This is a genomic window from Flavobacteriales bacterium TMED191 (assembly GCA_002171975.2).
GTDB lineage: Bacteria > Bacteroidota > Bacteroidia > Flavobacteriales > TMED113.
Genome location: NHIO02000052.1, coordinates 1 through 12,087, shown reverse-complemented (window position 1 = coordinate 12,087; position 12,087 = coordinate 1). Strand labels below are relative to the sequence as shown.

General features: G+C 28.1%; 12 protein-coding genes. 8 read left to right on the top strand and 4 right to left on the bottom strand.

Annotation, left to right across the window (positions count from 1 at the left end):
* The first annotated feature begins 46 nt into the window (after nucleotides 1–46).
* From CBD51_006265 to CBD51_006255, 3 genes are read left to right on the top strand one after another with little or no spacing between them, the layout of a single operon-like run.
* Complete coding sequence (locus tag CBD51_006265; GenBank protein RPG57933.1) at nucleotides 47–850, top strand: SDR family oxidoreductase; 804 nt, start codon at nucleotides 47–49, stop codon at nucleotides 848–850.
* 2 nt (nucleotides 851–852) lie between these two features.
* A complete protein-coding gene (locus tag CBD51_006260) occupies nucleotides 853–1,344 on the top strand; it encodes a shikimate kinase (GenBank protein ID RPG57932.1) in 492 nt (163 codons plus the stop codon).
* 4 nt (nucleotides 1,345–1,348) lie between these two features.
* Complete coding sequence (locus CBD51_006255) at nucleotides 1,349–2,374, top strand: aminotransferase class I/II-fold pyridoxal phosphate-dependent enzyme (protein RPG57931.1); 1,026 nt, start codon at nucleotides 1,349–1,351, stop codon at nucleotides 2,372–2,374.
* Here the strand turns inward: CBD51_006255 and CBD51_006250 are convergent.
* Together CBD51_006250 and rlmD are read right to left on the bottom strand one after the other, a co-directional pair.
* Nucleotides 2,366–2,854, bottom strand: a complete 489-nt coding sequence (locus CBD51_006250; GenBank protein ID RPG57930.1) for a phosphoribosyltransferase — start codon at nucleotides 2,852–2,854, stop codon at nucleotides 2,366–2,368. The genes CBD51_006255 and CBD51_006250 overlap by 9 nt on opposite strands.
* Nucleotides 2,855–2,856: 2 nt before the next feature.
* Nucleotides 2,857–4,314 carry a 23S rRNA (uracil(1939)-C(5))-methyltransferase RlmD gene (gene rlmD / locus CBD51_006245; GenBank protein ID RPG57929.1) on the bottom strand — a complete coding sequence of 486 codons (1,458 nt, stop codon included), beginning with the start codon at nucleotides 4,312–4,314 and terminating at the stop codon, nucleotides 2,857–2,859.
* Nucleotides 4,315–4,342: 28 nt separating this feature from the next.
* Here rlmD and rocD point away from each other — a divergent pair, with 28 nt between their 5' ends.
* On the top strand, nucleotides 4,343–5,560 hold the full coding sequence (gene rocD, locus CBD51_006240) for an ornithine--oxo-acid transaminase (GenBank protein ID RPG57928.1): 1,218 nt from the start codon (nucleotides 4,343–4,345) through the stop codon (nucleotides 5,558–5,560).
* Between the two features lie 30 nt (nucleotides 5,561–5,590).
* The gene (locus CBD51_006235; GenBank protein ID RPG57927.1) at nucleotides 5,591–6,742 is read left to right on the top strand and encodes a T9SS C-terminal target domain-containing protein; all 1,152 of its coding nucleotides are present in this window, start codon (nucleotides 5,591–5,593) and stop codon (nucleotides 6,740–6,742) included.
* Here CBD51_006235 and CBD51_006230 read toward each other — a convergent pair.
* Both CBD51_006230 and CBD51_006225 read right to left on the bottom strand, forming a co-directional pair.
* Nucleotides 6,739–9,159 carry a TonB-dependent receptor gene (locus CBD51_006230; protein ID RPG57926.1) on the bottom strand — a complete coding sequence of 807 codons (2,421 nt, stop codon included), beginning with the start codon at nucleotides 9,157–9,159 and terminating at the stop codon, nucleotides 6,739–6,741. The two genes, CBD51_006235 and CBD51_006230, sit on opposite strands and share 4 nt — an antisense overlap.
* A gap of 5 nt (nucleotides 9,160–9,164) precedes the next feature.
* On the bottom strand, nucleotides 9,165–10,817 hold the full coding sequence (locus CBD51_006225) for a M23 family metallopeptidase (protein ID RPG57925.1): 1,653 nt from the start codon (nucleotides 10,815–10,817) through the stop codon (nucleotides 9,165–9,167).
* 125 nt (nucleotides 10,818–10,942) lie between these two features.
* Here CBD51_006225 and CBD51_006220 point away from each other — a divergent pair, with 125 nt between their 5' ends.
* Genes CBD51_006220 through CBD51_006210 form a run of 3 tightly spaced genes read left to right on the top strand, consistent with a single transcriptional unit; the run spans nucleotide 10,943 to nucleotide 12,032 of the window.
* Nucleotides 10,943–11,224 (top strand): hypothetical protein, encoded by a 282-nt coding sequence (locus tag CBD51_006220; GenBank protein RPG57924.1) that lies wholly within the window; start codon nucleotides 10,943–10,945, stop codon nucleotides 11,222–11,224.
* Nucleotides 11,225–11,229: 5 nt separating this feature from the next.
* Complete coding sequence (locus CBD51_006215) at nucleotides 11,230–11,514, top strand: cell division protein ZapA (protein ID RPG57923.1); 285 nt, start codon at nucleotides 11,230–11,232, stop codon at nucleotides 11,512–11,514.
* Nucleotides 11,515–11,537: 23 nt separating this feature from the next.
* Nucleotides 11,538–12,032 carry a nicotinamide-nucleotide amidohydrolase family protein gene (locus CBD51_006210; protein ID RPG57922.1) on the top strand — a complete coding sequence of 165 codons (495 nt, stop codon included), beginning with the start codon at nucleotides 11,538–11,540 and terminating at the stop codon, nucleotides 12,030–12,032.
* Nucleotides 12,033–12,087: the final 55 nt, after the last annotated feature.

Here is a 12,087-nt window from a genome sequence, read left to right as displayed (position 1 = left end):
ATTATTAACTTGAAAACATATAATCATTTTAAATGAATTTGAATTTGTGAAAAATAAAGTTGTCATAATAACAGGAGCATCTTCCGGAATTGGTAAAGCTTTATCTTTATCATTTTTTAAACGAGGTGCTCGTTTGGTTCTTGTTGCTAGAACAGAGTCTAAATTAATTGAATTGACAAATTCTATAAATAACTTAGGAGGGGATGCAATATATGTAATAGCAGATGTTAGTAAAAAGTTAGATTGTTCTAAAGTTGTAAATCATGCAGTAGATAAATTTGGAGGAATAGATATTTTAGTTAATAATGCAGGTATTTCGATGCGTGCTTTATTTACGGACTTAAATTTTTCAGATTTTGAAAAGGTTATGGATATTAATTTTTATGGGACCATTTATATGACAAAATATGCGCTAGAGCATATTTTAGTAAAAAAAGGATCCATTGTGGGTATATCATCTATTGCAGGTCATAAAGGCTTACCTGCTCGTACTGCTTATTCAGCTTCTAAGTTTGCTATGACGGGTTTTTTAGAAGCTCTTAGAATAGAAAATTTGAAAAGAAACTTACACGTTTTAATTGCTTCTCCTGGTTTTACTGCTTCAAATATTAGACAAAATGCTCTTAATTCTAGTGGAAAAAATCAAAAAGAAAGTCCTCGTGATGAGGAAAAAATGATGTCAGCAGAAGAAGTTGCTGAATGTATTGTTTTTGCTGTAATAAAAAGAAGAAATACTCTTGTTCTTACTTTTCAAGGCAGATTGTTAGTTTTTTTAAATAAATTTTTCCCCAATCTAGTTGATCGTTTGGTTTTTAACAATCTATCTAAAGAAAAAAATTCACCTTTTTAAATATGCCAATATTTTTAATTGGATATATGGGTTGTGGAAAATCAACGATTGGTAATAATTTATCACAAATCATGAAAACTCAGTTTACAGATTTAGATAATTTAATTGAGCAAGAGATTGGCTTGGATGTTTGTAATATCTTTCATCAAAAAGGAGAACATTTTTTTAGAAAAAAAGAACATTATTATTTAACTAGTATTAATTATTCTCAAAATATGATAGTCGCAGTAGGGGGTGGAACTCCTTGTTTTTTTGATAATATGCATTTCATGAACAATATTGGGGTTACAATATATTTAAAAGTAAGTTTTGAAGAATTAGTTAGTAGATTACAATTTAATAATTCAAGACCAAAGTTATTTAATAAAAAAGTAAATTTACAAGACTTGGTTAAGAAGCAATTAATTGAAAGGGAAAAGTATTATCTTAAAAGTCATTATGTTATTGAATCTGATAGTATTTCTACTGAACAAGTTTACCAGATATTAAAATAATACTATGAATAATTTAAAAATTGATTTAAGAAGCGACACAGTAACAATACCAACAAAATATATGCTTGAATATATGTTTAGTGCTAAAGTTGGTGATGATGTCTGGGAAGAAGATGAAACTGTCAAGGATCTTGAGTGTTATTTAGCTCATTTATTTAATAAAGAGTCTGCTTTATTTTGTCCTTCAGGAACAATGACTAATCAAATAGCTATCCGGGTCCACACGAAAATGGGAGATGAATTAATATGTGATAGACTTTCACATATATATAATTATGAGGGTGGTGGTATTGCTTCTAATTCAGGTGTTTCTGTAAGGTTAGTAAATGGTGATTTTGGTCGGATTTCTTTAAATCAGATTAAACATAATGTTAATCCTGATGATGTCCATTTTCCTCGAACCAGTTTAGTATGTCTAGAAAACACTGTAAATAAAGGTGGGGGAGTCTGTTATGATTATAGTTCTATGTTGGAAATTTCGGATTTTTGCAAAAAAAATAAATTAATTCTCCATCTTGATGGTGCTCGCATATTCAATGCATTAGTGGCAAAATCTCAATCTTCTGTAGATTACGGTAAATTGTTTGATAGCATTTCAGTATGCTTATCTAAAGGTTTGGGAGCTCCAATTGGATCAGTTCTTATTGGCGATTCTAAATTTATTAAAGAAGCTAAGAGAGTTAGAAAGTCGTTTGGAGGAGGTATGAGACAGGTTGGTTATTTGGCAGCTGCTGGAAAATATGCATTAGAAAATCATATTAATCGTTTGTCAGAAGATCATCATCGAGCGCAATTAATTGCAGGCACTTTAAAAAAGTTACACTATGTAGAAAATTTAAGACCTGTTGAAACAAATATTATTTTATTTGATGTTAAACATTCTAGCATTAATTCGTTTAAAAAGTTATTAGATTCGCAAAGTATAAAGGTCTCTTTTATGGGAGATAGGACTGTAAGATTTGTGACGCACTTGGGTTTTTGTGATAATCAGTTAGAAGTTCTTTTAACAACATTGCTTTCATTACGTTAAATAGGCAATTTCTTCACCTTCTTCCATTATAACTGTAATATGATCTTTCAATGTTGTCGATAGATTAAGACCAACATAATCGACTCCAATCGGAAATCGATTATGGTTCCTATTTACAAGAATGATGGTTTTTAAGTTAATAATATCATTTTTTAAGATTTCTTTGATTCCATATATTATTGTGCGACCTGATTTTAATACGTCATCCACTAAAAATACATTTTTCAAATTATCGGATGATAATTGTGGTGTTATTGTGAAATGATTTTTTTTATCTTTCTTTATTCGATGAATAATTGTTGAGATATTATTTGATTCTGTTATTTTTTTTATTTTTTTGGCTATGATATAACCGTTTTTATCAAAGCCAATTAATGTTATTGATTTTTCTTCATGATAATCTTCAATAATAGAGAAGGCAATTCTATTAATTGTATTTGCAATTCTTTCTTTGTTGAGAATAATTTGTTTTTTTGTCATATTTAATGCAAAGATACATTATCTGTTGATTTAACTAAAATAAATATTGTTTCTATGTGATGAGTATGTGGAAATTGATCAGCTATAGAGAATTTTTTTATTACGTAACCATATTTCATTAATATCTCTATATCTCTAGCTTGTGTACTTGGATTACATGATACGTATATTATTTCTTGACTGTTTAATTCTATTATTTTTTTTATACTTTTTTTTGCAATTCCAGGTCTTGGAGGGTCTACAATAATTGTATTTATTTTGTTTTTTAAATTTGGATTATGTGTTAAAAAATCACCAATATCAAGATTATAGAACTCAACATTTTTAATTTTGTTTTTTGTGGCGCTTTTTATTGCATTTTGGATAGAACTTGATGCTATATCTACACCAATGACATGCGCATTTTTATTTTTACTTGCAATCATTTGTGCTATAGTTCCCGTACCACAAAAAAGATCTAAAATAATCGGTTTACTATTGTGTTTATTTTCAGAGGAGTATTCGATCACTTTTTTATATAATTTTTGCGCACATAATGGATTTGTTTGAAAAAAACTGCTCATATAAATTTCAAATTCTAAATTTAACATTGCTTCAGTTATTTTGTTAGTTCCCACAATTGTTTGTGATAATACATCATTATAATTAATCCTGTCTGAAATATTATCATTAATTGTATGAATAATTCCCTCAATTCTATTAGGATGAAGTTTAAGTATTTTATTCTTAAATAATGTTATATTAAACTTTTTGACATCATTAGAACTAGTTACTAATTCTACAAGAAGTTTGTCGTGTTTATAACTTTTTCTAACATTGAGATTTCGAAAGAATCCTTTTTTTTGAGGAATGTTCCATGCAGGTAAACCGGTTTCTTTACAAAATTTTCGGATTTTATGTAAACTATTTTCCCATTGTTTGTCAAACAGCCCAGAATCTTTTTCCAAGTTTTCAACCATCCACCAGGTGTTTGCTCTTTTGAATCCAAGACCAAATTCATCAATATCTCTTTTTTTTTTAAAATCATATATTATTGATGAAAATGCATATTCCATTTTATTTCTATAATGCCAAGTTTTAGGAGAATGAATAAAACCATCATAATATTTTTCAATATCATTAATTTTTCCAATTTTTTGAAAAACTTCGAACACTAAAGCCTTCTTTTTTAATCTCTGGTACTTAATGTCAAGTTCGTAATATGGCGCACCAGAAATTTTTTGATAATTACGTTTTTTTTGTAATTCACTTTTTGTTATTACTTCAAAAATTTTAGCTTCTGCGTAATTAGATTTTAATTTTGTGATTTCTGCTAGTACTGTTTGACCAGTAATGGCATTTTTGACAAATATTACAAAATCTTTTCTATTCTCTTGTGGTTGTTTGCTAATACCATTTCCACCATAAACAATATCATCAATGTAAATTTTTATTCTTTCTTTTTTTTTCATTACTTGCATACTACAAAAATAATTATCTTTGAGTACAATGAGTTCAAAAAACATTATAGATCTTGAATTAAAATATGGTGCCCATAATTACCATCCCTTACCAGTGGTTTTAGAAAAAGGTGATGGTGTATTTGTTTGGGATGTCGAAGGTAACAGATATTATGACTTTCTTTCTGCATACTCAGCAGTTAATCAAGGACATTGTCATCCTGATATAATATCTGCTCTAAATCAACAAGCTAGTAAATTAACTTTGACATCTAGAGCTTTTCATAATGATATTTTAGGTAGGTATGAACGTTATATAACTCAACTTTTTGGTTATGATAAGGTTTTGCCAATGAATACGGGCGTTGAAGGAGGTGAAACAGCTAATAAGTTAGCAAGAAAGTGGGGATATTTAAAAAAGAATATTCCTGAAAATAAGGCACGTATTATTTTTGCAAAGGGGAATTTTTGGGGTCGTACTTTAGCTGCTATTTCAAGTTCTGATGATCCTTCCTCATATAAAGGTTTTGGTCCATATATGCCTGGATATGATTTAATTCCATATAATGATTTAAATGCCTTAGAAAGTGAATTAAAAGACTCAAATGTTTGTGCATTTATGGTGGAACCCATTCAAGGAGAAGCAGGTGTTGTTGTTCCGGATGATGGTTATTTAGCGGGTGTAAGACAATTATGCAATAAATACAATGTTTTATTTATTGCAGATGAAGTGCAGACTGGAATTGCAAGAACAGGCAAAATGTTGGCTTGTGATTATGAACTTGCTCGGCCAGATATTCTTATTTTAGGTAAGGCTCTTTCTGGTGGAGTTTTTCCTGTATCAGCAGTTTTAGCTGATGATGAAATCATGTTATGTATTAAACCTGGAGAACACGGCTCTACTTATGGAGGTAATCCTCTTGCTTGTCAAGTTGCAATGGCGGCACTAAAAGTTGTTGAAGATGAAAAACTTGCTGATAACTCTTTTAAATTAGGCAATTTATTTAGAGATGAATTAAATGAGTTTATTAAAACTAATAAATTAGTTAAATCTATTAGAGGAAAAGGGTTATTAAATGCCATTTTAATTAATGATTCACCTAATAGCAGTACTGCATGGGATATTTGCATGAAAATGAAAGAAAATGGATTATTAGCAAAACCTACTCATGGTAATATTATAAGGTTAGCACCTCCATTAGTAATTAATAAAATTCAGCTATTAGAATGTATCAGTATTATAAAGGATACTATTAGTAATTTTTAAGACCATCTTTATATTTTGTAACTTAGTGTTATGAAGTATCATGTTTTAATATTATTATCTGCAATTTTTCTTTCATCTTTTGCACAAATACAAAGATGTTCTACAGACGAATATGTTGACTTTTTAAAATCCAAAGGTTCATATAACTATCATACTCATAGAATTAATACTAATACTAATGATAATTATAATTATAATGGAAATTATAATATTCCTGTAGTTGTTCATGTCTTATATAATACTAATGATCAAAATATTTCTGATGAAAGAATTTTTTCACAAATTGAAACATTAAATAATGATTATAATGCATCCAATATTGAACTAGCTGATGTTCCTGAAGAGTTTCAGGATGTTATTGGTAATGTTGGTTTTAATTTTTTTTTAGCACAAGAAGATATAAATGGTTCCCCTTTTTCTGGTATTAATAGAGTTTATACAGAGGTAGATTCTTTTTTAGGTTTTAGTGATGATATGAAAAAAAGTAATCAAGGAGGTGTTGATCCATGGAGTACAGACTGTTTTTTGAACATTTGGGTCTGTAATTTGAGTGGTAATACCTTAGGTTTTGCTACTATGCCAGATGTAGTTTCGGATGATTTAGATGGTGTAGTTATTGATTATGAATTTTTCGGTATTGATTTATCTTCATCATCAGCTTATAATTTGGGTAAAACTGGAACTCATGAAATTGGACATTACTTTGACTTAGAACACCCCTTCAATGGTGGATGTTCAGATTGGGATGGTTGTAGTGATACTCCATCAATTTCATCTCCCACTTATGGTTGTCCATCTTACCCGCAATCTTCTTGTCAAACAAATAATATGAGCATGAATTTTATGGATTATACTGACGATGCATGTATGTCTATGTTTACTATATGTCAAGCCGAGAAAATGCAAAGTGCATTATTAAATTATCGCTCAGGTTTAATTGATTGTGGGGTGTCATTAGATGGATACGTAAATCCACTAAATTTAATTTATCCAAATCCTGTTGAGGATTTGTTATGTGTTGCGAAAAACAAAAATAGCTTGATTGTTATTTATGATTTATATGGTAGAGATTTATTGAGTATGCATATGTATGATAATAATTGTCTTGATGTATCGTATTTGGCTTCTGGCTCTTATTTGTTGTCAATTGATAATAAAATAATTCAATTTATTAAAAATTAGAATTTAAGATTTAGTTTAAGATTAAGTAATCTTCCTGTTAGATAGTTAGGAACTGCATAATACCTTTGTGAAGAATCACTTACCCATATATAAGAAGAAGTGTTTTGTATGCCTATTAAGTTAAATATCTCTAAACTTGCCCAAATAGACTGAAAGTTGTTTAGAAAATCTATTTTTTTATTTTCATTTTCTCTTTTAATTGATCTTGAAAACCCAATGTCTAATCTCTTATATGATGGAATTCTTAAAACTTGTTCATGTCTTTCAGAATTAGGAGCTCCAAATGGAAGTCCTGAACCATAAATCAAACTTAGTTGCATTTTATAATTTGGATTTTTAGGAAAATAATCCTGAAAAAAAATTGATGCATTTAATCTTCTATCTGTTGGTCTTGGAATGTGCCCATGTCCATCTCCCTCAATATCCTCTCTTGTTGTTAGTAAAGATAAACTTAGCCATGAATCAACATCGGGAACAAATTCTCCAAATAATTTAAAGTCTAAACCTGTCGAATAACCATCTGCATTATTATCATTTAAGTATATAATTCTAAGATTATCTATTTCGAATGGGATAATATCCCAAAGTTTTTTATAAAAAATAGCACTAGTAAATTTAAAATTTCTACCAAGATACTTGAATTGATAATCTGAATTAATTACATAATGAATTGATTTTTGTGATTTTATATTATTATTCAATAATCCCTCCGGAGTTCTATACTCTTTGTAAAAAGGTGACTGATTATAAGATCCACATGAAAAATTAAAAACAAAATCTTTATTCCAATTAGGTTTTGCGCTAAGCATCATTCTTGGACTTATGAACCATTCATTATTAAAGTCCCAAAAATTTGTTCTTGCGCCTAGAATCCAGCTAAAATCAGAATTCTTTATCTGAAATTCATTTGCAATTTGCATGTAGGAAGATAATCGATTTGATGTGAGTGAAGAATTTCCTTTATAGAATTCATAAAGGTGCAAGTCATTACTTATTGGAGAAATAGAATATCCAGCAGAATCAATCATAACCCATTCCCTAATCTGGTCATTAATATTTTCTATTTGATATTTAAGTCCCCAATCAAAAGTAAAATTATAATTATCAATTTTAAATTGATAATTGCCATCATGATATAAATTCCAAACATTTGCATTGAACACATTTCTTGCGTGATTCATATATGCTCCTACCCCTCTGTTAAATATAACTTCTCCTAACTGATCAGAACCTAGGTTATTGTCTAATTCACCAAGCCAGTATTCTCCAAGAATATCATAAAATTCTTGTTCTTTTGTTGTATAATAAGAAGATGTTAATTTTAAATTTAACTTTTGATTAGGAGAGTATAATGATGATATTGCAGTAAGATTTGTTTCATAATTATCTACTTCCTGTCCTTCGAAATAAATAGTTAGTTGTAAGGCTTCGGTAACTGTCCCAAACTTTGCTTGCCGAGTAGTTGGAATCATTTCATATTTATTTTGTGCATAATAGTTTAAAAAACTTAACTGAAGATCTGGATGTATTTGATATGTGAAATAAGCTTGAATATCTTGAAATAGTGGTTTGTAATTTCCTTTTGTGTCTAATGATGTAAGTAATAATTCATTTGATTTAATTCTAGCACCAATTAAATAAGATAAAAGATAGTTTTTACTACTTCCCTCGAAATTGCAATCTATGCCTAAAGCACTAATTGATAGTAGTGTACTTCTCTTTTTCGGTTTTTTATATTCAATGTTTAAGACAGATGATAATTTATCACCGTATTTTGCTTCAAATCCTCCAGCAGAAAATTCAATTGAAGAGACCATTTGAGGATTTATTACACTTAAGCCTTCTTGTTCCCCATTTCTTACTAAAAAAGGTTTATATATTTCGATTCCATTAACATAGATTAAGTTTTCGTCAAAACTTCCACCTCTAACAGAGTATTGACTACTAAGTTCATTGTTTGATGAAATGCCAGGAAGAAGTTTGATTATACTTTCGATTCCACCGGTAGGATTTGGTATTCTTTGTAAATTTTTGGGGTCAATTTTTGTAACTCCTTTTAATCTATACTTATCAGAAATTAACGTTACGTCAGTTAAAAATGTATCATTTTTTTTTAAAAAAATATTTTGTTCAATAAATTTTGTATCAACTTTTTGTGTAATAATTATTGTGTCAGTTTTGTAGCTAACGTGTGATACAATTATGTTTATTGGATATTTATCTATTAGTTGTATTTCGAAATTTCCATTTATATCGGTAATCGCTCCATTATTATTATGTTTTAGATTTACATTTAGAATAGGCTTGTTTGAAGTATCATAAACAGTTCCTTTTATTATCAAAATATCACTATTTACATCTTGGCTATATAGATTTAAACTTAAGATTAATATGATATATTTAATTATTATTCTCATTGTTTCTATAAATTCATATCGATTTCATTTTTGTTACCAACTAAATCAGTTACTTGAATTTTGATATTTTTATTTTCATATTTTTTTGTACTATCTAGATGATAAGTCAGAAGATTTGTTTTAAAATCATATTCCATCAATACCCATTTATTATTTATATAACCATTATATTGTTTAATACCTGATAATGTATCTTCAATTTTAAATTGTATCATGTGTTCTGTTTTCATATAGTGTGCTAATTGAGGTTTTACCGTATCAATTATAATACGGAAGTCACCAAACTTACTAGACTTACCAATTATTTTTCCTTCTTTCCATTGGCTTTTGATACAATATATATTTCCTCCATCAATTCTACTAATTAATGCTTTGGATCTTAGTTCTTTTTCGACAGATTCATCTTTAATTGATATGATAAATGGTTTGTGAGTTGGTGTAGATTTATCCATTATACTATGGGTTGGATATTTGCTATCAGAACTTTTAGTTTGTTTATATGAAAATTGATAGTTGTCATAAAGACTATTGCCAGGTATATATAGTTCTATATTATTATTATTGAACTCAAATACTTGCTTATAATTTATATAATTTTCTTTTTCTTTTGTGTTCATTTGCAACACATCTTTTGTGAAGTTAATATTAAACGTTAAAAATATAGTATTCATATAACTATCTTTAACAATTATTTTAATATTGTTAATTCCCTCTTTTAAATTGTATCCAAGATTAGGTTTTGATTTTTTCATATTTGTGCTTAGTGAATTATTTGGATCAATAAAGCATTTTATAAATTTATTTCCTGTTTTCACATAGTATTTGTAGTCAATATGAGAGTTAATATACCTTGTTTCACTAAAATTAAATTTTTCCATTTGATTATGATAAAATATGGAGTCATTAACCATTAACTCTATAGAGTAGACTCCACATTTATTAGGAGCGGCATCTAAATAATCAATCGTTTGTAAACCAATATTTAGGTAATTGTGTCCATCGATTATTGTAGGTATGTGATATGTTTTATTATCAATTTTTCCTACTTGAACTAATTCTTTTTGATGTTTATCGTGATATATTAATATTGCTTTAATAATTGGATGAGTTCTATCTAAAATTGGTAATCCAAATAACATGGGATTTAAAATTTGTTGTGTTTTTGAATCTCTAATTTCAAAATGTAGATGAGGTCCCGTTGAGCTTCCAGTATTTCCACTATAACCAATAAGTTCACCTTTTTTGACAAATAATTCGTCCTTGTTTAATGCAAAATCGATTTCGTAATTTTCTTTTTTGTAGTGCTCTTCAATTGCAAATTCTTTAATTTTTTTATTAAATTCATTAAGATGAGCATATACAGTAGTAAAACCCTTTTTATGATTTATGTAGATTGCTTTTCCAAAGCCATATGTGGAAACTTTTATTCTAGAAACATATCCATCTTGACTGGCATAAATAGGAATATTTTTTTTTTGTTTGGTTTTTATATCAATACCAGAGTGAAAATGATTGTTTCTTAGTTCACCAAATGTCCCTGCAATGGCAATTTTAATATCAACTGGAGAGATGAAAAAATCTTTCGGGTAATTATTTTGAGAATAATTCACATAAGTAAATAGTAACCAAACAAAAAGGATTGAAAACACATTTTTCATTAAAGTAAATTTATGTAAAAAAAAATCTATTTAGATTATTTGCATAATCATTTTCTTTATTGAATCTATAATTTAAATACTTATATTTGATTGTAAATAAAACGATTTTAACTGTGAATACTTTAATGTCGCACGTTCTAGATTTGAAAAAAAAAATTACTTCCTTAGTTGCTAATTATCAAAATACAAAGAATGAGAATTTACAATTAAGAAATGACAAGAAGGAAATGACGAAAGTAATTAATAGACTTGAAGGAGAAGTTAAGATCTTAACAAAACGAGTTGAGGTAGTTGATTTAGTGCAAGGGGTTGACTTAAAAGATAAGGATGCGATGATATTCGCAAGAAAGCGTGTTAATAATTTAATTAGAGATATTGACAAATGTATCTCACTTTTAAATGAATAAAATTTATGGAAAAATTAAATATTAAAATATCATTAGCAAATAGGTTGTATCCCATGAATATTTCAAATTCAGAAGAAAAAATTATAAGACAGTCTGCTTTTAAGATTGAGAAGATGTTAAAGTTGTTAAAAGATAAATATTCTGTTAAGGATGATCAGGATTTATTAGCTATGTGCGCACTGCAGCTTTGTGTGAGATTAGAAAAGTCTGATACACAGAAAAGAGATGTTGAAGCACAAATTATTGATCATATATTAGATGTTAATGAAGAAATTTCAAACATAGTATAATTTTACAACTCGTTTAGTGTGTAATGATTAATTTAAATTTCATAAAAAAAGAATTAGTTGAATCAATTAGGTTTTACCTGCTTGAATATGAAATGACAGTTTCTGCTGCAGAAAGCTGCACCGGTGGTTTTGTGTCTCATTGCTTAACTTCAAAAAAAAGAGCTTCTAATTATTTTAAGGGTGCTGTCATTGCTTATGATAATGAGATTAAAAAAAAATTTTTAAAAATCTCTCAATGTGAAATAAATAAGTATGGAGTTGTAAGTAAATATGTTGCAGAATTAATGGCTAAAGCTATTCGAGAACAATTTAATACTGACTTTGGATTTGCTACTACGGGATATGTAGATGTTTATTACAAAGGAAATAAGAAGTACTCAAATTTATACGCCTGGATATCAATTTCGTCCAATACTTTTGTGAATTCTAAATTGGTTAATTTAACTGGTAAAAGAACAGAAAATATATCAATTGTTACTAATGAACTTTTTAAGTTGTTTCGAAAAGAAATTATTTAATTTTTTATTCTAATTTAAAAGTCTTAAATTCGCTTTTCATTTTTATAACAATATT

Excerpts from the sequence above, each read along its gene's own strand:
- CBD51_006210 (RPG57922.1), top strand. The coding sequence starts at position 11,538 with ATGATTAATTTAAATTTCATAAAAAAAGAATTAGTTGAATCAATTAGG.
- rlmD (RPG57929.1), bottom strand. The coding sequence starts at position 4,314 with ATGCAAGTAATGAAAAAAAAAGAAAGAATAAAAATTTACATTGATGAT.
- CBD51_006235 (RPG57927.1), top strand. The coding sequence starts at position 5,591 with ATGAAGTATCATGTTTTAATATTATTATCTGCAATTTTTCTTTCATCT.
- CBD51_006220 (RPG57924.1), top strand. The coding sequence starts at position 10,943 with ATGTCGCACGTTCTAGATTTGAAAAAAAAAATTACTTCCTTAGTTGCT.
- CBD51_006225 (RPG57925.1), bottom strand. The coding sequence starts at position 10,817 with ATGAAAAATGTGTTTTCAATCCTTTTTGTTTGGTTACTATTTACTTAT.
- CBD51_006255 (RPG57931.1), top strand. The coding sequence starts at position 1,349 with ATGAATAATTTAAAAATTGATTTAAGAAGCGACACAGTAACAATACCA.
- CBD51_006230 (RPG57926.1), bottom strand. The coding sequence starts at position 9,159 with ATGAGAATAATAATTAAATATATCATATTAATCTTAAGTTTAAATCTA.
- CBD51_006260 (RPG57932.1), top strand. The coding sequence starts at position 853 with ATGCCAATATTTTTAATTGGATATATGGGTTGTGGAAAATCAACGATT.
- CBD51_006250 (RPG57930.1), bottom strand. The coding sequence starts at position 2,854 with ATGACAAAAAAACAAATTATTCTCAACAAAGAAAGAATTGCAAATACA.
- rocD (RPG57928.1), top strand. The coding sequence starts at position 4,343 with ATGAGTTCAAAAAACATTATAGATCTTGAATTAAAATATGGTGCCCAT.
- CBD51_006215 (RPG57923.1), top strand. The coding sequence starts at position 11,230 with ATGGAAAAATTAAATATTAAAATATCATTAGCAAATAGGTTGTATCCC.